Raw genomic sequence first — 22,754 nt, forward strand, 5'->3', positions numbered from 1 at the left:
ATGGCCGAGGAAGAGATTACCCAGATTCCGGGCGAGCGCGCCGAGACGTCGGCCGGCGGCCGGCTCGACAATAACCCGATCCTCAAACGCGGCGCTGTCGCCTTGGCGATCGTCGTCTTTGTCGCGTTCGCTCTCTGGTCGATGCGAGGGCAGGACAAGCCGTCAGACGGTGCCGAGCAGCAGCGCGTTGTCATCCGGCAGACATCGGATTTCGAACCGGCGAAGGAGCCACAGCCGGTGGCGACACCGCCGCAGGTCCAGCTCCCGACGCCTGTCGCCGCCGAGCAGGCGCCGACCGACGGCGACAAGCTGCTCGATGCGGCCCGCCGTGCGCCGGTCATCGCCTATGGCGGCGAGAAATCGCCGGCAACGCGGCGGCAGGATCAGGGCGAGGCGTCGGATCAGGCCTCGAATTATGTGCCGCTCGGCAACAATCAAGCAGACCTCGGCTCGCAGGGCGAAAACGAGGACCAGCACTTCAACCGCTTGCTGACGCCGACGCAACTGCAGGGATCGCGTGCCGGCACGTTGGGCAATCGTGATTTCATCGTCGCCATGGGGACATCCATTCCCTGCGTTCTCGAGACCGCGCTCTCCTCCGATCAGCCGGGGTTCACGAGCTGCGTCATCAACCGGGACGTTCTTTCAGATAACGGCCGCGTTGTGCTGATGGAAAAAGGCACGCAGATTGTCGGTGAATATCGCGGCGGAATTCGGCGTGGACAAAAGCGTCTGTTCGTCCTCTGGAGCCGGGCGAAGACACCGAAAGGCGTGATCATCACTTTGGCGTCGCCTGCAACCGATGCGCTCGGCCGCGCCGGCATCGACGGCTATGTCGACACCCATTGGTGGGAGCGGTTTGGCAGCGCAATGCTCCTGTCGATTGTCGGCGATGCCAGCTCCTACGCAAGCAGCCGGCTGCAGGACGGTGATGTCAACGCGCAAAACACCGCCAGCGCCGGTCAGCAGGCAGCGGCGATCGCCGTCGAGCAGTCGATCAACATTCCGCCGACGCTCATGAAACATCAGGGCGAGCTCGTTTCGATCTTCGTGGCGCGCGATCTCGATTTCTCCAGCGTCTATCGGCTTCGCGTGACGGAGCCCCGCAATCGCGTCTATGACCGCGCCGTGCTTGGGGATTTCGGCCCCTCCTCGAAGCTCGTGACAAAATAGGTTCGGCAATGACTGAAGCTGCCGACTCCGGCGTCGTGCGAGAACTGCTTTCGCCGCTATCACGCTTCCTGCGCGACAAGACGCTCTATGAGGTCATCGTCAACCGGCCGGGGCAGGTCGTCACGGAGGGTAGGGAGGGATGGCAGACTTATGAGATGCCCGAACTCTCTTTCGACAGGTTGATGCGTCTCGCCCGCTCGGTCGCGAGCTTCTCCAATCAGTCGATCGACGAGACGCGACCGATCCTGTCGGCGACCTTGCCGGATGATGAGCGAATTCAGATCGTCATCCCGCCGGCAACGACGAAGGGAACCGTCAGCATCACCATCCGTAAGCCATCCTCCGTGTCGTTGACCCTGGAGGATCTCGATCATGGGGGATTGTTCGCCGATGTTGTGCCGGCCCAAGACGACGGGCGACGATCAGACCATAGGCTGTTGGAATACTATCGCATCGGTGCCTACAAGGCGTTTCTCCGGGAGGCGGTGTTTGCAAGAAAGAACATCATCATCTCCGGCGCCACCGGGTCGGGAAAAACAACTCTATCGAAAGCGCTGATCCGCCACATTCCGCAAAGCGAGCGGATTATTTCGATCGAAGACACTCCCGAGCTGGTGGTCCCGCAGCCCAACCATGTTCGGCTCCTTTACTCCAAAGGCGGGCAGGGGCTCGCCAAGGTCGGCGCGAAGGACCTGCTCGAATCCTGCCTGCGCATGCGGCCCGACCGCATTTTGCTGCAGGAGCTGCGGGACGGGACGGCATTCTACTACATCCGCAATGTCAACTCCGGCCATCCTGGCTCCATCACCACGGTCCATGCCGACTCGGCCCGCCTCGCTTTTGAGCAGCTGACTTTGCTGGTCAAGGAGTCGGAGGGTGGTGGGGACCTCGAACGGCACGACATCCGCGAGATGCTGACGATCGCGGTCGACATCATCATCCAATGCAAGCGGATCGACGGCCGGTTTCGGGTGAGCGAGATCTACTATCGAGACGTCGCGACTGACCTCGGCCGCTCTTCGTCGGATCGAGCTTAACGGGTTGCGTCCGGGCCTCTAACAATTCTGTCGGTCTCGACCGTCAGTCCAATTGTGCGGCCTTGTCATGCAGGACCACTGAAAACGCGCGGAGCCCCTGATGGTCCAGTGCATCAATGAATTCGTGAACCGCCGGCACCGTCTTGCGTAAATTCAAACGGGCGCGCCTGATGCTGTCGATCAATGCGCTCGAAAAGGTGGAATGGAGGCCCACGAGGAAATTGTCTGGCGATACGCAGGTCACCCCATGAGGCCGAAGGTCCGCGGCTGGGAAATCCTTGAGATTCCCCGTGACAATCACAGAAGCCTTTCCGGCGATGGCTACAGCCAAACCATGACGATCATCCGGACCCGGTAGCGAGAGGTCGGGGATGAGAATTCGATGGTTGCCGACATCGGCATCGGGCAAAACGTCCTTGATCCGATCACGGGTCGCTTCCAGAAGGGTATCTCGGGTGAGCCGAATGGCCAGATTGCGAATCCACTCGGCGTGGATGTCGTCGGTCCGGCGTGCGTCGACGAGACCGTCGAAAGCACACTGGACCAAGACATTACGCAAATGGAAAGGGTAGAGGACGCAGGCATCATAGACCGCAACAGGCGGCTTAGAGGCCATGATTGACGATCAGATCCTCTGTGTCCTCGGCCAGCGCGTCGAGGCTTTCCTGGCGAGCATCGAGCTTGGCCTTGAGCGCGAGAACATCCTTCAACTTGGCTCGGCGGTGCTTGCCGACATAGCGGAAGGGCAGATCGCCGCGATCCATGCGCAGCACCACGAGAGGACGTGAGATGCCGAGGATGGTGGAGGCGTCGGTCGGACTCAATTCCTGATCTTCCGTGAGCACGGCAACGCGCTTACCGCGCAACAGATGATCGAGGAGTGCCTCGACAGGCGCGAGAGCCGAGGCAGGGAGAAAAAGGGTTTGAAGTTGTCCACCTTCACGGCGAATCCGTAGTTCCAGTTGGTCGCCCTCCGCCAGATTTGGCATAGGCGCGACGGCCTTGCGGTCGCGATCAGACAACTTGGTAAATTGAAGAACATGGCTGGTCATGGCGAACACCTCTGACCATGAATATAGGGCAAGTCGCTCATAACTGCAATAACTGAAATGTCTTCCCCTTTCCATCTCCGATTTCCGGGTGCCATAGGAGCGCGCGGCGAACGAGCTCGACCCGCCAACTTGAAGCGTGGGTTACCGCCAACGGCAAGCGCTCCGCTTCCGATGTGATCGTGCAATGCAAAGGGGCCGCCTCACCAACTATGCAGAAAAATAGGGCCGCTGGAAAACCAGGGCCCTTTAAGGTGTGAAGGTCAATAACCTCCAGAGGGGAACAGCTGATACGATGGCACTGGGAGGAAAACCATCGACTGCATCAACTGGAGACAATATGCTCATATTTTGACCGCTTGGTAAAACATTTTTTGTGCAGTGCAGCTATGCAGAAATGGCAGAGAGTTCTCTGGGCCGATTTGACCGGGATATAGCTTCACGCATTCGAAATCGCCCGGGCGATGGCTTCCTTTTAGGGCGCCTACGTCGCTGACCAAGGAGGCTGGTGTGGATCATGGCAGCCGCGGCATTTCGCCGTCGGCCACACGCCAGATCCACGGCGTCATCTCGGCTCTCGCGGCGATCATCTCATTCAGTGCAACGTCATAGTCTTCGTCGGCCTTCGTCGGAACGATGAACATGGCGATCGGCGCTGGCTTTGCCTCCGGTAAGGTCACGGAGGCAATCGGCTGGTCGCGCGAAAGATCGAACCGGAGTCCTTTCACGCTTCTTCGCTTCAGGCTTGAGAGCCGCTCCAGGAGACGCTGTTCATGGATGGTTTCGAACGGGATCCAGTTCTCGTTGACCACCATCAGCGCCACTTCCTCGACCGAAGCTATCCCCGCTCCCGAAATGCCGAACGTGGCGATGACGATGAGATGAAACCCCTCGTTGGATCGCCACAGTTCCAGTTCGGTTTCATATCGGGCATTCAACCGTTTCCACGCACCCTCATCGAGCATGAAGGGGAAAGGCAGGTGGCGCACCAGCATCTTCTGGCCATCGCGCGCTGAGGAAAATTCCTTTACCTCTCCGACGGTCATCATCAGTTTCCGCGGACCGGGACCGGTTAACTGGGCACCGGCCAACATAGCCGCACGCCGCGCTGAAATCCCCTCTTTGTCGTCCTGATGAAACACTTCCGGGACAAACAAGATATCGCTGAGAGGGCCGCCGCGGACGATCATCTGCTTTGCCGCGTTCACCAGACTGCTGCGCACGCGCCCCCAGCCGCGTTTCCCGGCCCATAGCGAGGTCCATTCCGTCAGCTCCCCCATGTCCCAGAGATAATGGAGCATCGCCCTGAGCGAGAGCTTCTTGGGCTCGCTTCGCACAGTCTCCGACGGCTCCGAAGGCGATGTCGACGTCGATCGGCCCCCTCGTTTCGACAGCGAAAAATCGAGTTTCAGCGTTGCCGCACCGGTCGCCGCGTCGATTTGGATGGCGTTGCCGATCAACGGCCCGAGGCCGGATAGCTCATACGGCGGGTCGTAAGACGAGCAGCCGGGATCATGCTGCCGGCCTGAGAGCGGCATGCGTTTGATCAGGAATTGGCCATCCATCCGGGCAATGTACATCGGCACCGGCGGTTGCCGACACGGGCAAAATGGCCTGAGCTTCTGTTCGTAAGCGCGTTCGAGCTGCGGCAGAAACTCTGGAGAACTGTCGTCGAACGCCTGGTTGCCGATCAAAAACTGTCGCACGTCGTTCCTCCCTTGCCTGACCAAAGGCTGATCGAGCCGTAAAAGGAAGGCGTAGCATGAGCTTCGCGGACTTTACTAGCGCAAATTAGTTAGTATGTAAATGTTACGGCCGCTGGGGCCGATTTCAACGCCATAGGCAGGAAAGAAGATACGTGCATTCCAGCCTCCAAAAATTAAAATTAACGATCATGATAATTAGAAGTCAACGGTGCGTTGATTAGACGTCAGCCCGTCAAAATGTAGAGGCTGCGCCAGCATAAAGTGAGTTCTAATCGCGGGCTACCCAGCCCTTCGAGCCGGCCGGCGCTGAACCGCCAATCACCTTGCCGCCTTCCGACTGCCCGATGGCTGCCGGCGTCTCTACATCGCAGCTGACGTCGATGCGGCCGGCCGGCACGTATCGAGGGATTGAGCTGCCGCGCCCAGGCGCTGGGGATCCTGCCGCTAGTGCTTGCCCCGGAGCTCGGCGACTTCAACGAGGATCTGCGCCGGCTCAGCCCGGAACGGCTCATCGCTAATCTCAGGGCGCAGCTCGTTCTGGAAAACGCTCTGGCCTTTCTGCCCGCATGATCGAGCCGGACGGGGAAGGTGAGGGCGTGAGGGCCTACAGGATGGCCGGTCTCTGCCGGTCGCCGCACGGGTAGGCGCCCGCCCCGCGGGCCTGCCGAGAGGCGACCCTTACCATGCGGCGGGCGGGCCTTCAGCGGGTCGCTCAGGTTTCTTCCCTGGCTTCCCGCCGCAATGACGACATGCTCTCGGTCATGCCGGCTGGCGTCGTCATCTTCCCCGGCTCCGGCATTACCGGCAATCTGGCCGACAAGGCTCGCCGACTTGGCATCTCCGTTTGGCAAGCGGCGGGAGATGGCGCGTAAGCGCCATCTGTCCATACGGCTGAAGGAGATGCTTGCATTTCGTAAAAATTGTGTACACATTTGCCGTTGAAACGGAGCTTCGCCATGACCCAATCTCGGCAGCAGATACCATCTCCCCGCCGTGTCGGCGTGCGGGAATTTCGCGGCAACCTGACGTCTTTCCTCAAGCAGGTCGAAGACGGCCAGCGGTTCGTCCTGACGTCCCATCACAAGGTTGTCGCCGAAATCGGCCCGCCGTCAGCCGGCGTCGTCATGCGGAAACCAGGCGCGTTGCGCGGAAAGATCAAAGTTGCCGATGACTTCGATGGTCTGCCGGCGGATGTTCTGAAGTCCATGGAAGACGGGACGTGAGGCTGCTGCTCGATACACATGCCTTGCTGTGGTGGCTGAACGACGACGAGAAGCTAGGGAACCATGCGCGTCGCCTTATCGGCGATCCCGAGAATGATGTCCTCGTCAGTGCTGTCTCCCTTTGGGAAATCACTGTGAAGCTGCGCATCGGCAAACTTGATGCCGATATCGAAGAGATTGTTGCGATTTTGCCGGATCAAGGTTTCGACCGGCTGGATATCTCGGACGCGCATCTTATCGCTCTCGCTGCTCTTCCACTTCATCACCGCGATCCTTTCGATCATCTGCTCATGGCGCAAGCCGTGGCGGAGGGAGCGTATTTGGTTTCGGACGATCAAAATGTCGCGCTTTATGGCATTCCGTTTGTGACTTGCTCCGATCCTGTTGCCTTGTGATCTCACCGAGCTTGGCTCCGCGGATGAAGCCGGCTCAGATTGTTCCGGGTGCGTGTTTGCCAATGGCGATGTACCTGGCGACCCATCGGCGGCTCAGGTGCTTGGGAGCGGGCACGTTTGGGGAAGATCACTCATTCGACACCCGCGTGAACAGCTTCACCCGGGATTGGAGCACGGTCTGCAGACGGCAATGCGGTGCCGCGGCGACCTCGCCGATCAGCAGAAATGCTATCGAGGTGCTCACAGCCTGCCGCAGCCGGGAGTGGGCGAGGGATTATGTTGATCGACATGCGGGCGAAGCGTCCGTGGAGTGCGCGGCAATATCCCCCAGTGCTTGGACCAGGGGGCCATGATGGTTTGTCGCAGCCTTCGATTGCCCCGAACCATTCCCGTTTTATGTCGCTCATATAGACGACCGCCTGCTTTTGCGGCCAACCCCTGAAGGGTAAGACTTCGCCCGAAATTTTTGCAAAATTCGATTTCGGTTCGCTTGTCCTGGTGGAAAATAGAATTTTGCAAAATTTTCAGGCGAGCTGACCGCAGCAGGTCGGCCGTCTCTTCGTGCGCCATCGGGAATGGTCCCGAGCAACCGGAGACAACAACCATGGCCACCACGATCGCAACGCTCACGCAGAAGACCGACGGCATCCTCGAAGGCGTCTTCGCCACGATCCGGGTCAACGCCCCGATCGCCATCGTCCCAAATGCCAGCAAGGCAAGCGAAGAAGCGCCCGACTACCGCGTCATTCACCGCAAGACGGGCTTCGAGATCGGCGCCGCCTGGAACCGCATCGCGCGGCAGACCGGCGAGGAATACCTCTCAGTGAAGCTTGAGGCCCCCGAGATCGGTGTGATCTTCGGCAATCTCGCACCGGCACCCGGCGGCGATCCGAGCAAGAAGGTGATCCTCTGGAACAGCCCGAACTGAAGAACAAAGCGAGCGGCCCCGAGCAATCGGGGCCGGCTTCGTCGTATCTCAAGTTTTGCGCGCAATAGCGGGATTGAAAGCGGGCATCGAGCCCGCTTTCAATCCTCCTGTCGTGCCACACGAGACCAAGGACCCTGTCTGCCCAGATACTTGAAGTCTGCCGTGAGGCTCGTGCCGCCTCAAGGACTTCGCGGCCCCTCCAATTTTCAGCCGGCGCCCTGAAGGGCACCGTCAGAAAATCGGTTCCTCCGCTCGCCGGCTCCGCCGGTCGCTGACGCGATCCTTGACCCGGCCCGATCCTCACGACCCCGGGCGTCATCTTTCACATTTCAGGAGATGACGACGATGACGATTGCACTCGAAATTCAGGTTGAGGAACTGCGGGCCGAGCTCAGGAACGCCGATCCGGCTGAGCGCCGCCAGATCGAAGCGGAGCTGGAGATCGCTCGGGCCGAACTGAGGGTGGCTATCGCCGAGCAGGAGGGCGCCATCGACGCCGCGCCACCCTTCTGAGGCGCGGCGTTTGCCTCCTCGCCTGGGCCGGCGCGCCGGATCGACCGGCGCGTCGACCCGAAGCTGCGCTTCACGCCGATAATCACCGGCAAGGACCAGGAAGACTTCCGCGGACAGCCCGGACCATGGGTTCCCGTCCGGCATTTGTGTTCGGCCTATAGCCGCGCGCCCGTTTTGATCGGAGAAGTTCGAGGAACATACGGACTGCATCCTCCTCTCTGTCGAAGTGATGCACCATGGCTTGTCCGATCGTTCCGATGCGTCCCCATCGCCGCGTCAGGCAAGGTGTGCCGAACAACGTCGGTTCGATTGCGAGCGCGTAGAAGCGCGCCATGTTTTTCGTCGCGTCCGTGCGTTCGATGTAGAGCTGATAGGGTTGAGTGAGCATGACGGAGAGTCGCCTCTTCCAGCTTTTGCGTCTAACGACACTTATGAATCGATCGGCCCACACCGATTCATTTTTGTGATGATCGTCGAAGCCGAAGATCATGGATTTGGGCGAGCCGGCCAATCGCCTGCCGGGTGCTATTCGCTCCGCTCACGGAGCCCGAACACCGTCTGCGCCTCCGGTCACGCCCCCTCTCGCGGAATGACGTGAGCGAATTGCCTAGCCGCAGGGCGGGGTTCTATCCTCGACACCTGCTGCCGGCTCACGCCGGAAACGGTCGCGTCCCCTTCGGGTCCGCGGGTCTCTTCTCTCTCTGACGTCCAATTTTACTCCAGCAAATCCGGCGTCAAGGACGGCGCGTCTCCCCCAATTTTTCCGCTGCTGCGTTTCACTGCGCTCTGGAAAAATCGGTTCCCCCGCTTGCGAGCCGCGTTCCGCGGTCCTTGACCCCTCTTTGCAACAGAGTGGCCGATCTCCGTCATCAAGATGAAGGAAATCACATTGTGACAACCGATCAGAACCTCATGCTCTACACCAAGCTTGCCGGCTTCCGGCTCGTCGTCCTGGCAAACCGCTTCGGCTGCGACAGCGATTTTTCACGAGAGCTTCACGATCGCCTGGTTGAGGGGCTCGACGCGGCAATCGATCGGATCCGCGTCATCATGGAATTGGAAAGAAGTGTTCTCATCGGGGAGGATGAATTCGCCGAATATCAGCTGGAGGGCGAGATCGAGATTTTCGGGCGCTTCACTATCAATCTGCTGGACGAACTCGAATTTGATTACGACACGCGTGAATTCCGCGTCAACGGCGGCGATTGGATGAGCGCTTGGGCTGCCGACGACACTGGCGTCGATATCAACTATCCTGAGCTCGTTGCGCTGATTGCGGACGAACTCGGCTCGCTGGCGCCGATCATCAAGGATATCACGTTGGCAACTCGCATCCCGGTCTATGCGGGGCGCGCCGTTTGGTCATGGTGGTAGCAGCACCATCTCACATATTGAGAGGCGACAGACGAGGTTGCCTCTCAGTTGCCGATGGCCCTCAAGTGAGCCGAGGAAGGACGGCTGCGAAGTTTCACAACAATCACAGTAATGTTGTAAATGCTGTAAATCCCAGCGATAGCAACAAGGAAGCCCATATGCCGAAGCCAAGCGGGACGTATTCAACCAGTGACCTCTCACGTAAATCCGGCGACATCATCGTCGAGGCGCTGCGCCATCCGGTGACGATCACCCAGCGGAACAAACCCCGGCTGGTTCTCCTCAATATCGAAGATTATCAGCAACTGATCAGGCAGGCAGACCGACGCACCGTCGGCACTATCGAAACGATGCCCGACGAGCTTTTTGCCGAACTCGAAAACGCCGTCGACGCCTATGCCGGCGAGGACGAGGTGGGCCGCTCATAAAACCACGATCATAGCACCGGTTTGACGAAACGATTGACCTTAGCTGCCTGATCCATCTCCTTTCGCCGGAAGTAGATCGCCCGGCCGCAGCGGATCGGACTATGCCCCTGGACGATGATGATCTGCTCGTCCTTCCTCATCGACTGGGTGATCTCGTGCGGCATGATCAGCGGCCGGCGCTGGAAGTTGACGTTCTCGGATCTCCTGGATGCATTGTTCTTCGTGTCCCAGCCGATGTTGCGGGAACTGCCCTTCACTTCCACCGTCATCTCGCCACATTGCGCAGAGACGTTGCGCGCCGTGTCGAGCGCCTTGATCGCTGCGTAAGAGGCGAAAGCGCAGCCATCGATCCATGACGTCGCGCCATCCTTCCCGAAATGCCGCTCCAACTGCCCGACCGACTGGTACATCAACATCATCGAGATGCCGTACTTGCGGCCGCGGTCGCGCGCCTCCTCGAGCACCCTCATGTAGCCGAGCAGATCGACCTCATCGAGCATGAACAGCGCCCGGCGCTGGAAGGCGCCGTCGGCCTGCACCATGGCGTTGATGAGCGAGCCGATGATCACACGAGCGATGCCCGGATAGGAGCGCAGGATCGATGCGGAGATGTTGAGGAAGACGTCCTTCTTGCCCGAAACGATATCACTCGATTTGAAGGCATTGCCGCAGACGAGCGCGGCATAGCTGTCGAGCGACAGCCACTGGGTATCCTTCGATGCTGTGGAATAGACGCCCGAAAACGTCTGCTCGGTCATGTTGGTGAAGACGCCGAGCGTTTCGCGGATGAAGGCCGAACCGGAATGCTCCTGAATGTCGCGCAGCATAGCGAGCACCGAGGGCTCCGGTTCGGAAACGATCTGGCGGAGACTGCGCAAGCTTCGCCGGCCCTCATATTCGGGCGAGAGCATCACATGGGCGAGCAGACCGGTCAGGAGGTTGTGCGCCTGGTTCTGGAAGTAGGATCCCGTCGAGCTTTCGAAGCGAAGGCTTTCCGACAGCAGCATATGGGCAATGCCGACGATGTCCTCTTCCTTTTGCTTGGATGCTTCGATCCCGTCGAGCACGTTGAAGCCCATGATCGGGTTCGTCGGATCGAGCACCATGACCTCGCGCTTGAGGGCGCGGGCTCGGTGTCCGGCCACCATTGGTGCGACCTCGGTGGAGGGATCGAGGCAGATCAACGGCCCGCTATAGCGCAGCGCCGTCGGGACGACGTTGCTGGTGGTCTTGTATCCGCCCGATCCCGCGAAAAACAGCATATGGGTGGAATCGAAGTCCTGTCTGTAGGTGAGCAATGGCGCCTTCCCGCCCTGTCCCCAGGTGCTACGATCGTTTGCATCGAAGGGAAGCGCATGGACGATTTCCTTGTCGACCCGATAGCGCTCACCGACGACGATTTCCCCTTCCGGCGGAAACAGTTTTCCTGCTGCCGTCATGGGCAGCCAATCGGCATCTCCAAATATTCCACGCCGGGCACGTTTTATTTCATCTGGGACGACGACGGAGATGCGGGCCGACATCGCCACTGCCATGAAGCCGGCGACGGCGGCGATGACTGCGACCATATCAAGATAGGACAGCGCTCGATCCCATGTGATCACTTCGGCCTGCACAGCAGGTGCAAGCCGGCCGAATTCGCGCAGCGCATAGAACGCGGCAACACCGAGAAAATACAAAAGGCTTGCCATGGCGACCGGCCTTCGCCGATGCAGCGGCAAGGCCCAAACTGTCAGAAGTCCGGCAAGAGGTCCGAACAGTAGAGGCGGCACAGGTGCTGCGCGCAGGAACCAGTGTTCTATCTTCCCGGACATGCCGGCGGCAAGTCCCGGCCATCGCCAGCCAACAATGTAGATTGTGATCGTGGTGACGGCGATCGGTACCAAAACGAGTAACAGGCTCGGATGCGGTTTCCCTCTTAGGCCCATCTTACTTTCTCCTCGAGATGCGATGAACCGTTCCTCAGAGAGGAGACCTTGAAAGCCTCTTCGCCGATATCGCGCAGCCGCCGATGCTCGATGGAGCCTGGGACGAGCCTTGCCATTTCTATGAGGCCGCCGAGCAGGAACGCCCGATCCGCCTTCGATAGCCCGGCTTTGACGACGATCCCGCCGAGCAGGATCTTTTCGCGCGTGTCGCGCTTGCGGTCAGCCGTCATTTGGAACCTGCCCCTGCGCTCCAGCGCCGCTATCTGCTGGTCGACGCGTTTGAGGAGTGGGGCCAGCGGCGCCTTTCCTTTCCCCCTTCCGAAATCGCGCGGCGATTTCCTCGATGATCCGATCGATCTCCTCGTCGGCGATCTCCATCTCCGCCAGCCCGGTTCTGGTCGCGGCGCGGGCAAACCGCTCGGCCGATTTAACTATCAACAATCGTTTGCGTTCGCGCAGCTTTTCGATCTGGGCGTCGAGATCGGAAATCGATGATTTTGTCGCCATTCCTGGTTCCTTTTCTGCTTTGATGTCGAAGGGGCGATTATACTAACTAGAATAAAACAGTAAAATGCGCTACCGTGCAACCAGAAAAGCGGCATCGGCCCTTCGGTCCGATCTGTTTGAGGGCGCAATATACGTCGCTGTCGCGACGTGCTTGGGCCAGTCTGGAGACGCCAGTGGCGATCATGTTCGTCAGAGCGCAGGTGATCAGCAGGGGATCGGGACGCAGCATCGTCTCGGCTGCCGCCTATCGCCACCGCGCCCGGATGATGGACGAGCAGGCGGGAACGTCGTTCAGCTATCGCGGTGGGGCGGGCGAACTGATGTATGAGGAACTGGCGCTGCCGGATGAGATCCCGGATTGGCTGCGGTCGGCGATATCAGGTCAGTCCGTCAGCAAGGCCAGCGAAGTGTTTTGGAATGCCGTTGACGCCTTCGAGACGCGGGCAGATGCGCAGCTCGCCCGCGAACTGATCATCGCGCTGCCGGAGGAGCTGACGCGGGCCGAGAATATCACGCTGGTGCGCGAATTCGTCCGCGACAATCTCACCTCGAAAGGAATGATCGCCGACTGGGTCTATCACGACAAGGACGGCAACCCGCACATCCACCTGATGACGACGCTCCGGCCGGCGACGGAGGAGGGGTTCGGGGCAAAGAAGGTTCCAGTGCTTGGTGAGGGTGGCAAGCCGCTGCGTGTCGTCACGCCGGACCGCCCGAACGGCAAGATCGTCTACAAAGTCTGGGCGGGCGACAAGGAAACGATGAAAGCGTGGAAGATCGCCTGGGCGGAAACGGCCAACCGGCATCTGGCGCTGGCCGGACATGACATCCGCCTCGACGGTCGCTCCTATGCCGAACAGGGCCTCGACGGGATCGCGCAAAAACATCTCGGGCCGGAGAAGGCGGCGCTGGCGAGGAAGGGCAGGGAGCTCCACTTCGCGCCGGCCGATCTCGCCCGCCGCCAGGAGATGGCCGATCGGCTGCTTTCAGAGCCGGAGCTTTTGCTGAAGCAGCTCGGCAATGAACGCTCTACCTTCGACGAGAGGGATATCGCCAGGGCGCTGCACCGTTACGTCGACGATCCCACCGATTTTGCCAACATCCGCGCCAGGCTGATGGCGTCGGACCAATTGGTCATACTGAAGCCGCAGGAGATCGAGGCAGAGACAGGAAAGGTGTCGGAGCCCGCGGTGTTTACGACGCGGGAGATGCTGCGCATCGAATACGACATGGCGCAGTCGGCGCGGGTTTTGTCGGAGCGTCGCGGCTTCGGTGTTTCCGAGCGGAATGTGACGGTGGCGATCGAACGCGTGGAGAGCGGCGATCCAAAGAATCCGTTTCGGCTCGATGCAGAGCAGGTCGATGCTGTCCGTCATGTCACCGGTGATGGTGGCATTGCCGCTATTGTAGGCCTTGCCGGCGCCGGCAAATCGACGCTGCTTGCTGCCGCACGTCTTGCCTGGGAGAGCGAGGGACACCGGGTGATCGGTGCAGCCCTTGCCGGCAAGGCCGCGGAAGGGCTGCAAGACAGTTCCGGCATCAAGTCGCGGACGCTTGCCTCCTGGGAACTGGCCTGGGGCAATGGGCGCGATACGCTCCATCGCGGTGATGTGCTGGTGATCGACGAGGCCGGCATGGTGGCCTCGCAGCAGATGGCCCGTGTGCTGAAGATTGCCGAGGAGGCTGAGGTAAAGGTCGTGCTGGTCGGCGATGCGATGCAGCTGCAGCCGATCCAGGCCGGTGCTGCCTTCCGGGCAATTACCGAACGCATCGGCTTTGCAGAGCTTGTCGGCGTGCGCCGCCAGCGTGAGGCCTGGGCACGTAATGCCTCGCGGCTGTTTGCCCGCGGCGAGGTCGAGAAGGGCCTCGACGCCTATGCCCGGCATGGCCATCTGGTCGAGGCAGGGTCACGCGAGGAAACGATCGATCGCATCGTCTCCGACTGGGCTGCTGCGCGCAGAGAGGCAATAGAGCGATCAACGTCTGAGGGCGGGGATGGCCGCCTTCGCGGTGATGAACTGCTGGTGCTCGCCCACACCAACGACGATGTTCGCAAGTTGAACGAGGCGCTGCGATCGGTGATGACGCAGGAGGGAGCGCTCAGTGAAAGCCGCAGCTTCCGGAGCGAGCGGGGCGTACGGGAATTTGCCGCCGGCGATCGGATCATCTTCCTGGAGAACGCTCGCTTCCTTGAGCCGCGCGCCAAGCACTCCGGGCCACAGTATGTGAAGAACGGCATGCTCGGCACCGTCGTCTCCACCGGCGACAAGCGTGGAGATCCGCTGCTTTCGGTTCTGCTCGACAACGGCCGCAAGCTCGTCTTCAGCGAAGACAGCTATCGACATGTCGATCACGGCTATGCCGCAACGATCCACAAATCGCAGGGCGCTACCGTCGATCGCACCTTCGTGCTGGCAACCGGGATGATGGACCAGCATCTGACCTATGTGTCGATGACGAGGCATCGCGACCGCGTCGATCTTTATGCGGCCAAAGAAGATTTTGCGGCAAAACCTGAATGGGGACGCAAGCCGCGTGTCGATCATGCCACGGGTGTGACCGGCGAGCTTGTCGAAACCGGCGAAGCCAAATTCCGGCCTGATGACGAGGATGCCGACGACAGCCCTTATGCCGACGTCAGGGCGGACGACGGAACCGTCCATCGGCTTTGGGGCGTGAGCCTGCCGAAGGCACTCGAGGAGGCCGGCATCCAGGAAGGCGACACCGTGACGCTCAGAAAGGATGGTGTCGAGCGGGTCAAGGTCCAGATTGCCGTAGTCGACGAGAAGACAGGTCACAAGCATTACGAGGAGAGGGAGGTCGATCGCAACGTCTGGACGGCCAGCCAGGTCGAGACCGCTAGCGCACGACAGGAGCGCATCGAGCGGGAAAGTCATCGGCCGGAACTCTTCAATCCGCTCGTCGAACGCTTGTCGCGCTCCGGTGCCAAGACGACGACGCTCGATTTTGAGAGCGAGGCCAGTTACCGCGCACACGCTAACGACTTCGCCCGGCGCCGCGGGCTTGATCATCTCTCGCTTGCCGCCGCCGAGATGGAGCAAAGCCTTACCCGGCGCTGGGCGTGGATTGCCGCAAAGCGGGAGCAGGTGGAAAAGCTCTGGGAGAGGGCAAGCGTGGCGCTCGGCTTTGCCATCGAGCGGGAACGGCGGGTCGCCTACAATGAAGAGCGGAGCCAGACGATGGTCGAAGCGACGTCCAGTGACGCGCGAACTGCATCCCACTCCGTCTCGGGCGCAAGTGCTGCTGAAACACGCTATCTGATCCCGCCGGCCACGTCCTTTGTCAGCAGCGTCGAGGAGGATGCGCGGTTGGCGCAGCTTGCGTCGCCGGCCTGGACGGAGCGGGAGGTGATCCTGCGGCCGCTGCTGCAGAAGATCTACCGGGATCCGGATGCAGCGCTCGTCTCCCTGAATGCACTGGCGTCGGATATCGGGGTCGCACCCCGCAGGCTCGCCGACGACCTTGCGGCAGCCCCTGGTCGGCTTGGCCGGCTGCGTGGCTCCGAGCTGATCGTCGACGGACGCGCGGCGCGTGAAGAGCGCAATCTCGCTGTCGCGGCCGTGAAGGAACTGCTTCCGATGGCCCGTGCCCATGCGACCGAGTTCCGCAGGAACGCCGAACGGTTCGAACTGCGCGAGCAGACGCGCCGCGCGCATATGTCATTGTCGATCCCGGCGCTCTCCGAACGCGCCATGGCACGTCTGATGGAAATCGAGGCGGTGCGCAGCCAGGGCGGGGACGATGCTTATAAGACGGCCTTTGCGCTCGCCGCCAAAGATCGATCGGTGGTGCGGGAGATCAAGGCGGTGAGCGAAGCTTTGACGGCCCGCTTTGGCTGGAGCGCATTTAGCGCGAAGGCGGATGCGATCGCTGAACGCAACATTGTCGAGCGCATGCCGGAGGACCTGACGGATGAATGGCGCGGAAAGCTGACCCGCTTGTTCGACGCCGTGCGACGCTTTGCCGACGAGCAGCACCTCGCCGAACGTCGGGATCGTTCGAAGGTCGTCGCCGGCGCGAGTGCCGATTTGAGCAAAGAGCCAGGGACGGAGAAAATCATCATGCCGCCCATGTTTGCCGCCGTCACCGAGTTCAAGGTTCCGATCGACGACGAGGCGCGATCTCGGGCTCTTGCTTCGCCTGTCTATCGCCAGCAGCGTGCGGCACTGGCGAACGCGGCAACGACAATCTGGCGCGATCCGGCTGAAGTCGTCGGCAAGATCGAGGAACTTCTCCAGAAAGGTTTTGCCGCCGAGCGCATTGGAGCCGCGGTGACCAACAATCCTGCCGCCTATGGTGCCTTGCGTGGTTCGGATCGCCTGATGGACCGGATGCTGACCTCTGGCCGAGAGCGGAAAGAGGCTGTGGCGGCCGTGCCGGAAGCTGCAGCGCGCCTGCGCGCGCTCGGTGCGGCCCACCTCAATGCCCTCGATGCCGAACGCCAGGCTATCACGGACGAACGGCGGCGCATGGCGGTTGCCATTCCAGCTCTTTCGAAAGCTGCGGAAGAGGCGTTGGCGCACCTGACGGTCGAGGTGAGCAAGGACAGCAGGAAGCTGAGTGTTTCCGCCGCTTCCCTCGATCCGGGCATTGGCCGGGAGTTTGCCGCTGTCAGCCGAGCGCTCGACGAGCGCTTTGGTCGCAATGCCCTCGTCCGAGGCGATAAGGATATCGCCAACGTAGTGCCACCGGCGCAGCGCGGAGCTTTCGCGGCGATGCAGGAGCGGCTGAAGGTCCTGCAGCAGACTGTCCGCCTGCAGAGCAGCGAGCAGATCATAGTGGAGCGGCGCCAACAGACCGCCAACCGCAGTCGCGGCATCAACCTCTGAGGGTCGGGAAAAAGAGAGCGGACAAATGTATGGTTGATTGAAAAAGCACTATCACCCGATTGTCCGAAGATCGATCTTTCTTTGGGTGGCGAAGCGGACGAAATTATTGTGCATCCGTTCCGCAACGGTCGTTGTAGAGGCGATTGCAGGTTTCACCAGATCGCGTGCTGTCTGCGTGAAGCCACTCTATAGCCCCCTCGGACACGGACGTGGCCAGAAACAAGCCTGCTTCCAGCAGCGCGCGGATGCCACAGAAAGTGACGAGGTCTCGCGCTGAAACTGTGAAGAACAGGCTTTCACTGGTCGGCCTTATGATCGCGCCTCCACCTTCGAAAGCTAGAAGTCTGTCAGGTCCCACGGAGACGAGGGATTGGTAGAAGTCCTCGATTTGCGTGCAGATCTTGTCGGCAACGTGCTGCGTGCGCGAGATTGCGACACACGCCTCGGCGACGTGCACGCACTTTGGAACATCTTCCTCACCCGCGAATGATGGCGCTCGTGGCAGGACCAGATGCGCGTTGCACGGCGGGCTCAGCTCAACGAAGTGACGGACTTCGCCAATTGATTTCTTCATGCTGTTCCTGCCTGTTCGTGAAGACGTGACGCAGTTGCGCTCACGCGACGGTGAAGATGAGGAATCGCTAAAGGGTCCAGGATCGCCCCGATAGCCGCCTTGCCTCGGATTCCGGATAAAGGCGGTAGGGAAGGTCCGCATAGACATATTCTGCCGGAATCGCGGGTGGGGACAGCTTCGATAGGAATAGGTCGAGATTCTGCTGACTGTTGCTGGAGACAAGCGTGTAGAAATTGCCGCTGTTCCAGGTGACGAATGAGTGTCCAAAGAACCGGCGTAGTGTTTCGCTCATCTCCGAAAGGGTGACTTCGTTTCGATCCATTCGCGTCAGCACCGTCTCTTCCTTCGCGCGAATATCTGACGCGCTGAAGAAGCGAGCTTTGAAGCTATGGTCCTTCTGGCGTTCCCGCCGCCGATATTCCTCGTCGTCTTCATGCCTGAACTTCTCGACGAACATGAAGAGCCCGTTGGTCTTGAGATGCTGCGAGACGAAACGGATCTGATCGAAGCGATTTGGCGAATACATCTGGAAAGTCGTGTCCTCGAGGATGATATCGAAACCGCTGCCAAACTTTCGGAGCTTCACGTCTTCTTGGACCCTTTGCGATGTCAAATGATGAAATGGTCCGTGAAAAAACATGGCATGAGGAGGAACGCCATAGGCATAGAAGCTTCTAAGGTTTTCGACGTTGGGACTGCATGACAGCGTTTCTATCCTGCCCTTGCCAAGTTCGCCGATCACACGAGCCATCGTCCCCTCGGCTGTACCTAGCGTGTAGAGTTGCAGTTGACCCTTTCTGGCCCGCGCGTATTTGAGGATCGCGCCGCCTATGCGGCACTCCTCTTCGAGGCGGTAGGGTATGCTGCTCAAGTAGTGCTTATCGAATGGACCTCGGCGCAGCGGATGAAGGGCTGAAAAGCGCCTGAACGTCATGTCCACTGGAAACAAGCGGCGATCGAGCTCGGGCGGACGGATAGGCATTCCGGCCTCACCGGATGCGGTGGTCGAAAAAAACTCAGAAAGCTCGTTAAGGCGAGGGGCGCGGTCGCACTCCTCAATGAAGTCGGCAAATTCACGCATGCGAAAGCCTGCCTTTCTCTCGCACCATCGCGTTTTTGGGATTCAGGAGGGAAATCGCGCATCCCGAAAAGATTGTGCCGTCAGCGATGATGTCGGCAGAAGATGATCGCGAACGTCATGTTTTCGCATCCACGATTTTGATTGGTTTTCATGAAATTGACATGAAATTCGACCTGAGGTTAAAGCCTGGCTTGTTGACAACTTGGGGTGAGGTAGGGTCGCTACCACACCGGTTTTTCAGGGGAGCAGCTTTCGAGTGGGGATCATTCCATCAATTCACCCCGAGAGGATGAAAAAGTCACAAGGGGAGATCATTCTTCACCAGCAAGGCCTTTGGAGCCATGCCCGCGCAGATGTCGTTCGCCGGCGCAGTCTCGGGCGACAGGTTATCGACGTTGTCGCGGATGACCACCTGATCTTCCTCAACATAAGGGGTACGGCGGCATCCGGCGAAAATTTTGTGGACGGACGAAGAGTCGAGTTCAGTCCGCGTCCAGACGGCTCGCTTGTTTACATTCCGCCCGGTTGCCATTGGAGCGGTTGGGATGAAGGCGATGCTGAGGGTTGTTATCTTATGATAACCGTGACGCAGGATTTTTTTTCCAACCTCACGACCAAGCTCCCGCGCGTAGGCACCTTACGTCCGGAGCTTGGATTTAGAGATCTGCCAATCCAATGCTTGGCGCGGCAGATTGCCGGAGAACTTTCACACGACGATTCCGTAGGGAGTCTGATCGTTGAAGGGCACCTAGCGGCTATCTTCGGACTTCTGCAGCGCCGCTCCGGCACATCTGGCAGATTGTCTCGAGGAGGATTGTCTCCTACGGTTCTCAAGCGGGTGATAGGGCGAATTGAAGCTCACATCGATCGACCTCCGAGCGTGCGCGCTCTGGCTGAAGAGGCGGGATTGACCTACGAGCATTTTTCCCGCGCTTTCAAGCAGTCGCAAGGCTCGACGCCCTATGGCTTCTATAACCAGCGCCGGCTTGAACGCGTGACCGACCTTCTCCGCACAACTGCGATCAGCGTGACCGAGATCGCAATCGCCTGTGGCTACTCCAGCGGGAGCCACCTCTCGACCAGATTTCGCCGAGAGACGGGATTTTCCCCTGCCGAGTACCGGGCGCTCTGGAAAGAATAGCTGGTTCTGGACGAGAGATAATATCAAATTCATGAAAGCCGCCAGCTATTCAGAAGAATAGCATGTCCCCATGAACCTGCCAGTAGGGAGTGTGGATGAAGTGGGCGCGACAGAAAGCAGCGGCATGGGGTATTATGCCTCTCGCGGCATCTATCTCTTCTGTGTTCTGGCGTCGGCCACCGGCCGCAATGTCTACTTCGTGCTGGCGGCATGGGTTGCGACAGATGTCAGCAAGAGCACGAGCGCTCTCGCCATCCTTTTGGCGCTCGGCAGTGCCGCCGAGTTGCTCACCAGCAATGTTGGTGGGGTTCTAGTTGATCGATTTGATCGTCGCTTCGTCTGTATCGCTTGCGATTTATCCAGGTTGATCCTCATATTTTCAACGGGCATTGGTCTCTCGTTCGGTCACCCACTTGATGTTCTTTGCCTATCGTGGACCATCTTCGCGTTCCTCGACAGAACCTATTCGACTGCGCTGCAGGCCATCATTCCAGACATCGTTCGTCCTAAAAACCTCACTTCATTCAATTCGGCGTCTTATATTGCGATGCAGGCGGGCAATCTCATCGCCGCCATCGTCACCGGGTACAGCTTAACCGCCATCGGGATGAATCTGACGTCGATCCTCCCTGGCGCCTTTTTCGGCCTATCACTGTTGGGGCTGCTGGCACTCGGCCGACTGCCGCTTTCTCGTTCTCGATCGGATTTGCAGGCAAAGAGCATTCGTCGGATGGATCTGTTGCCGATGACCTTCGTCGTTCACTCACTGAAGACCACCGCCGTCATGTATGCGTTGACCTATGCGATGGGCATGCTTGTGAGTGTATTGGGCGCCGCATATGTCACCCGTGAACTCATGGGGTCGGCGCTAGAGTTCGGTTATCTCGAGGCAGGTTGGGCCCTCGGTTCGATTGCGGGCTGTTCAACCCTTCTTCTCAGAAGGGCGCGTTCGCGACGACAAAGCATCCTCTTCCAGTCGGCGCTCGCTGGCATTGTTCTGTTGGGCTTTCCTGTTTTCCAGAGCTTTTTGTCCGCGCTCGTTCAACTGGTGTTGCTTGGCTTCTGCTACAATGTCACGCGAATCCTGATCGATGTACGGGTTCAATCGACTGTTTCGATTGACATGTTGGGGCGGGCGCGAAGCCAGATCCACACGATCTGTGTTTCGATAGGGCTTCTTGCGTATGGCATCATCGGGACGATCGGAGACGCAATTCCACCTTCGGGGATTTTCGGCCTCTTCGGGGCGCTGATGGTGACCGTCGCGCTCTTCTTTCACTTTAACATGGATCGGGGAGCGCCGGTGGAAAGGCGGTTCGTCTGAGGATGGAGACGTCGCCCAATAGTGACCTGGTTTCAAAAGGTGAGGTGTTGGCCCTCATTTTTGAATTATTCCCTTGGTTGCGTCAGTTTGAGCAGGCATCGCTGAACGACTACGCAAAGGCGGCTTTCTCGGTTGGATCGGATCAATCGGGGTGCGTCGCGCGAAGCCAGGCAATGTCTCTATTGCGGTCACGCGTGGCGGCCGTCGCGCAACGTCAGGGTTATTCAGCAGGGGCCGTGACGCGCTTTCAAGCCGAAATCGAAGTCGCTCCGGTGCTGCAGTGTGGCCCCCACCTCCACCTGTTGATCGAGCCTGACGCATTTTACACCCATCTGTTCTCCCTGATGGGACTTCGCGCGCATGGCAGGACATCCTATATCTCCTACGCTTGCTCGACAGTGAAGTTCGTAGAACGCGGTCGCAAGGGTCCGGCCTGGCTCCACGTCGATGGCGATGCAGTCAATGTCTTCGGCCTGTCGCGCAGCAAAATGATCCCCTACAGCATTCTTGGCAGAAACGGCTGCTACAGATTCCATCTTCAAAACGTCGACAGGCCCGGTGATGACTCGGAGGCAATTTCCTACTTGCGAGACCTTTTGCCTCTTGGCGAATTCCAGTCGGCGGCAGAGGCGATCAAAGCGGCAAATCTTTGCCTCTGGAAGCGGTATTCTGAGAGCCAGGTGGACTTTCTTCAGCTTGATGATAGCGACGTTGCCGATCTGGTCGCGGACCACCTTTCCGATGGCCGGTCCTGGCTGCGAGCCTCGTTGATCGAGGACCGAGCATTCGCGATGCGCCTCATCCATTTCATCGATCAACTCGCTGACACGGCTTGGCGAGGCTGGCTGAAAAACTCGACGCATTTTTTCTGGGGCTGCATTGAAGGGCGGCTTTTTCCACTTTGGCTGGATGGCAGGGTCCTCCGGTCGAAGGAGACAGATGATGTCTGTGTTGAATTCTCGCCGCCAAGTCTTGTGGAGGCCCTGAGAACTGGCCGGATCGTTCCGAACCTTCTGCTGATGTTCATCGTAACGTCGATCCTGCCTGGCGTGCGTGTCCTGGGTGGAAGTCGGCATACGATCTATTATCCGTTGATGCGCTGGGCATTCTGCGAGGCGTTGAGGAACAACCATCGTGACACACAGCTTCTCAACGCACTGTCAAAGGACGAACGGCCGGGGGTTTGGGGCCATCGCATCATCTCCTCGCCGTGCGAGCCATTTTCGCTGTTGAATGCTTTTAGCCGTGGGGGAATTGAAACGCTTCTCGGGCAGTTCGGCAAGATGAGCATTATCGACGCTTGCGGGCCCCTTTCCAGCTTCACCCAGGACCCCCTATGGGCGGAGCTTGCGGTAGCCTATTCCTCCGGGAGAGTGGGCAGACAATCCTCGCAATGGGCGTTCCGCTGATCGCACCTCCTTTGGTTTTCTGACCACTTTACCGCCCGAAGCGTGACCTCTCGCTTTTGAGACAAGTGTCCGCGCGTAAAGCGAAGCTATTGAATCTTGTAAAGAATTCGGTTG

22 protein-coding genes and 1 pseudogene are annotated in these 22,754 nt (G+C 59.5%); 14 read left to right on the forward strand and 9 right to left on the reverse strand.

Features of this window, described 5'->3' with window-relative positions; all coding sequences use genetic code 11:
- Complete coding sequence (gene virB10 / locus MHI61_RS00785) at window positions 1-1,173, forward strand: type IV secretion system protein VirB10 (RefSeq protein ID WP_012489490.1); 1,173 nt, start codon at window positions 1-3, stop codon at window positions 1,171-1,173.
- Between the two features lie 8 nt (window positions 1,174-1,181).
- Entirely contained in the window at window positions 1,182-2,210 is a 1,029-nt protein-coding gene (gene virB11 / locus MHI61_RS00790) for a P-type DNA transfer ATPase VirB11 (RefSeq protein WP_012489491.1), read from the forward strand.
- Between the two features lie 43 nt (window positions 2,211-2,253).
- Here the strand turns inward: virB11 and MHI61_RS00795 are convergent, their stop codons facing one another.
- The 3 genes from MHI61_RS00795 to MHI61_RS00805 form a co-directional block, all read right to left on the reverse strand.
- Complete coding sequence (locus tag MHI61_RS00795) at window positions 2,254-2,826, reverse strand: PIN domain-containing protein (protein ID WP_010067915.1); 573 nt, start codon at window positions 2,824-2,826, stop codon at window positions 2,254-2,256.
- Window positions 2,816-3,262 carry a hypothetical protein gene (locus tag MHI61_RS00800; RefSeq protein ID WP_029875463.1) on the reverse strand — a complete coding sequence of 149 codons (447 nt, stop codon included), beginning with the start codon at window positions 3,260-3,262 and terminating at the stop codon, window positions 2,816-2,818. The genes MHI61_RS00795 and MHI61_RS00800 overlap by 11 nt, the downstream gene beginning before the upstream one ends.
- Before the next feature lie 512 nt (window positions 3,263-3,774).
- Entirely contained in the window at window positions 3,775-4,965 is a 1,191-nt protein-coding gene (locus MHI61_RS00805; protein ID WP_012489493.1) for a DUF1173 domain-containing protein, read from the reverse strand.
- A gap of 310 nt (window positions 4,966-5,275) precedes the next feature.
- On the opposite strand from MHI61_RS00805, the pseudogene MHI61_RS00810 reads away from it, so the two are divergent.
- From MHI61_RS00810 to MHI61_RS00835, 6 genes and pseudogenes are all read left to right on the forward strand, one after another.
- Window positions 5,276-5,535 (forward strand): annotated as a pseudogene (locus MHI61_RS00810) (toprim domain-containing protein); the annotation flags it as partial.
- 113 nt (window positions 5,536-5,648) lie between these two features.
- Window positions 5,649-5,837 (forward strand): hypothetical protein, encoded by a 189-nt coding sequence (locus MHI61_RS00815; protein WP_239789264.1) that lies wholly within the window; start codon window positions 5,649-5,651, stop codon window positions 5,835-5,837.
- Between the two features lie 84 nt (window positions 5,838-5,921).
- Window positions 5,922-6,188, forward strand: coding sequence for a hypothetical protein (locus tag MHI61_RS00820; protein ID WP_004676093.1), 267 nt, complete (start codon window positions 5,922-5,924; stop codon window positions 6,186-6,188).
- Window positions 6,185-6,583 carry a type II toxin-antitoxin system VapC family toxin gene (locus tag MHI61_RS00825; protein ID WP_008536014.1) on the forward strand — a complete coding sequence of 133 codons (399 nt, stop codon included), beginning with the start codon at window positions 6,185-6,187 and terminating at the stop codon, window positions 6,581-6,583. Before MHI61_RS00820 ends, MHI61_RS00825 begins: the two co-directional genes overlap by 4 nt.
- Before the next feature lie 604 nt (window positions 6,584-7,187).
- Window positions 7,188-7,511 (forward strand): DUF736 family protein, encoded by a 324-nt coding sequence (locus tag MHI61_RS00830; protein WP_004676095.1) that lies wholly within the window; start codon window positions 7,188-7,190, stop codon window positions 7,509-7,511.
- A 345-nt stretch (window positions 7,512-7,856) separates the two neighbouring features.
- Complete coding sequence (locus tag MHI61_RS00835; protein WP_004676096.1) at window positions 7,857-8,024, forward strand: hypothetical protein; 168 nt, start codon at window positions 7,857-7,859, stop codon at window positions 8,022-8,024.
- Window positions 8,025-8,106: 82 nt separating this feature from the next.
- Here MHI61_RS00835 and MHI61_RS00840 read toward each other — a convergent pair whose 3' ends face one another.
- Complete coding sequence (locus MHI61_RS00840; protein ID WP_012489498.1) at window positions 8,107-8,412, reverse strand: WGR domain-containing protein; 306 nt, start codon at window positions 8,410-8,412, stop codon at window positions 8,107-8,109.
- A 503-nt stretch (window positions 8,413-8,915) separates the two neighbouring features.
- Here MHI61_RS00840 and MHI61_RS00845 point away from each other — a divergent pair.
- Window positions 8,916-9,398 (forward strand): hypothetical protein, encoded by a 483-nt coding sequence (locus MHI61_RS00845; RefSeq protein ID WP_010066437.1) that lies wholly within the window; start codon window positions 8,916-8,918, stop codon window positions 9,396-9,398.
- A 158-nt stretch (window positions 9,399-9,556) separates the two neighbouring features.
- Window positions 9,557-9,826, forward strand: a complete 270-nt coding sequence (locus tag MHI61_RS00850) for a type II toxin-antitoxin system prevent-host-death family antitoxin (protein WP_009990963.1) — start codon at window positions 9,557-9,559, stop codon at window positions 9,824-9,826.
- A gap of 8 nt (window positions 9,827-9,834) precedes the next feature.
- Here MHI61_RS00850 and traG read toward each other — a convergent pair whose 3' ends face one another.
- The 3 genes from traG to MHI61_RS00865 are packed head-to-tail and all read right to left on the reverse strand — an operon-like array spanning window position 9,835 to window position 12,261.
- Complete coding sequence (traG, locus tag MHI61_RS00855; protein WP_012489500.1) at window positions 9,835-11,754, reverse strand: Ti-type conjugative transfer system protein TraG; 1,920 nt, start codon at window positions 11,752-11,754, stop codon at window positions 9,835-9,837.
- The gene (locus MHI61_RS00860) at window positions 11,745-11,984 is read right to left on the reverse strand and encodes a conjugal transfer protein TraD (RefSeq protein WP_009983795.1); all 240 of its coding nucleotides are present in this window, start codon (window positions 11,982-11,984) and stop codon (window positions 11,745-11,747) included. Before MHI61_RS00860 ends, traG begins: the two co-directional genes overlap by 10 nt.
- On the reverse strand, window positions 11,974-12,261 hold the full coding sequence (locus tag MHI61_RS00865) for a TraC family protein (RefSeq protein ID WP_012489501.1): 288 nt from the start codon (window positions 12,259-12,261) through the stop codon (window positions 11,974-11,976). The genes MHI61_RS00860 and MHI61_RS00865 overlap by 11 nt, the downstream gene beginning before the upstream one ends.
- 173 nt (window positions 12,262-12,434) lie before the next feature.
- Here MHI61_RS00865 and traA point away from each other — a divergent pair, with 173 nt between their 5' ends.
- Window positions 12,435-17,111 (forward strand): Ti-type conjugative transfer relaxase TraA, encoded by a 4,677-nt coding sequence (gene traA, locus MHI61_RS00870; RefSeq protein WP_029875464.1) that lies wholly within the window; start codon window positions 12,435-12,437, stop codon window positions 17,109-17,111.
- A 103-nt stretch (window positions 17,112-17,214) separates the two neighbouring features.
- On the opposite strand, the gene MHI61_RS00875 is transcribed toward traA, so the two are convergent.
- Window positions 17,215-17,685: a hypothetical protein gene (locus tag MHI61_RS00875; protein ID WP_012489503.1), complete on the reverse strand. Its 471-nt coding sequence runs from the start codon at window positions 17,683-17,685 to the stop codon at window positions 17,215-17,217.
- Window positions 17,686-17,752: 67 nt separating this feature from the next.
- A complete protein-coding gene (locus MHI61_RS00880; RefSeq protein WP_010007887.1) occupies window positions 17,753-18,766 on the reverse strand; it encodes a class I SAM-dependent methyltransferase in 1,014 nt (337 codons plus the stop codon).
- Between the two features lie 289 nt (window positions 18,767-19,055).
- Between MHI61_RS00880 and MHI61_RS00885 the strand changes: the two genes are divergently transcribed.
- The 3 genes from MHI61_RS00885 (at window position 19,056) to MHI61_RS00895 (ending at window position 22,640) form a co-directional block, all read left to right on the forward strand.
- Window positions 19,056-19,907, forward strand: coding sequence for an AraC family transcriptional regulator (locus MHI61_RS00885; protein WP_157214064.1), 852 nt, complete (start codon window positions 19,056-19,058; stop codon window positions 19,905-19,907).
- 70 nt (window positions 19,908-19,977) lie between these two features.
- Window positions 19,978-21,231, forward strand: coding sequence for an MFS transporter (locus MHI61_RS00890; protein ID WP_029875465.1), 1,254 nt, complete (start codon window positions 19,978-19,980; stop codon window positions 21,229-21,231).
- A gap of 2 nt (window positions 21,232-21,233) precedes the next feature.
- Entirely contained in the window at window positions 21,234-22,640 is a 1,407-nt protein-coding gene (locus MHI61_RS00895; RefSeq protein ID WP_012489507.1) for a hypothetical protein, read from the forward strand.
- Window positions 22,641-22,754: the final 114 nt, after the last annotated feature.

The organism is Rhizobium sp. K102 (assembly GCF_022385315.1).
Classification (GTDB): Bacteria; Pseudomonadota; Alphaproteobacteria; order Rhizobiales; family Rhizobiaceae; genus Rhizobium; species Rhizobium croatiense.

Excerpts from the sequence above, each read along its gene's own strand:
- virB10 (WP_012489490.1), top strand. The coding sequence starts at position 1 with ATGGCCGAGGAAGAGATTACCCAGATTCCGGGCGAGCGCGCCGAGACG.
- virB11 (WP_012489491.1), top strand. The coding sequence starts at position 1,182 with ATGACTGAAGCTGCCGACTCCGGCGTCGTGCGAGAACTGCTTTCGCCG.
- MHI61_RS00795 (WP_010067915.1), bottom strand. The coding sequence starts at position 2,826 with ATGGCCTCTAAGCCGCCTGTTGCGGTCTATGATGCCTGCGTCCTCTAC.
- MHI61_RS00800 (WP_029875463.1), bottom strand. The coding sequence starts at position 3,262 with ATGACCAGCCATGTTCTTCAATTTACCAAGTTGTCTGATCGCGACCGC.
- MHI61_RS00815 (WP_239789264.1), top strand. The coding sequence starts at position 5,649 with ATGCGGCGGGCGGGCCTTCAGCGGGTCGCTCAGGTTTCTTCCCTGGCT.
- MHI61_RS00820 (WP_004676093.1), top strand. The coding sequence starts at position 5,922 with ATGACCCAATCTCGGCAGCAGATACCATCTCCCCGCCGTGTCGGCGTG.
- MHI61_RS00830 (WP_004676095.1), top strand. The coding sequence starts at position 7,188 with ATGGCCACCACGATCGCAACGCTCACGCAGAAGACCGACGGCATCCTC.
- MHI61_RS00835 (WP_004676096.1), top strand. The coding sequence starts at position 7,857 with ATGACGATTGCACTCGAAATTCAGGTTGAGGAACTGCGGGCCGAGCTC.
- MHI61_RS00840 (WP_012489498.1), bottom strand. The coding sequence starts at position 8,412 with ATGCTCACTCAACCCTATCAGCTCTACATCGAACGCACGGACGCGACG.
- MHI61_RS00850 (WP_009990963.1), top strand. The coding sequence starts at position 9,557 with ATGCCGAAGCCAAGCGGGACGTATTCAACCAGTGACCTCTCACGTAAA.
- traG (WP_012489500.1), bottom strand. The coding sequence starts at position 11,754 with ATGGGCCTAAGAGGGAAACCGCATCCGAGCCTGTTACTCGTTTTGGTA.
- MHI61_RS00860 (WP_009983795.1), bottom strand. The coding sequence starts at position 11,984 with ATGACGGCTGACCGCAAGCGCGACACGCGCGAAAAGATCCTGCTCGGC.
- MHI61_RS00865 (WP_012489501.1), bottom strand. The coding sequence starts at position 12,261 with ATGGCGACAAAATCATCGATTTCCGATCTCGACGCCCAGATCGAAAAG.
- MHI61_RS00875 (WP_012489503.1), bottom strand. The coding sequence starts at position 17,685 with ATGAAGAAATCAATTGGCGAAGTCCGTCACTTCGTTGAGCTGAGCCCG.
- MHI61_RS00880 (WP_010007887.1), bottom strand. The coding sequence starts at position 18,766 with ATGCGTGAATTTGCCGACTTCATTGAGGAGTGCGACCGCGCCCCTCGC.
- MHI61_RS00885 (WP_157214064.1), top strand. The coding sequence starts at position 19,056 with ATGAAAAAGTCACAAGGGGAGATCATTCTTCACCAGCAAGGCCTTTGG.
- MHI61_RS00890 (WP_029875465.1), top strand. The coding sequence starts at position 19,978 with ATGAACCTGCCAGTAGGGAGTGTGGATGAAGTGGGCGCGACAGAAAGC.
- MHI61_RS00895 (WP_012489507.1), top strand. The coding sequence starts at position 21,234 with ATGGAGACGTCGCCCAATAGTGACCTGGTTTCAAAAGGTGAGGTGTTG.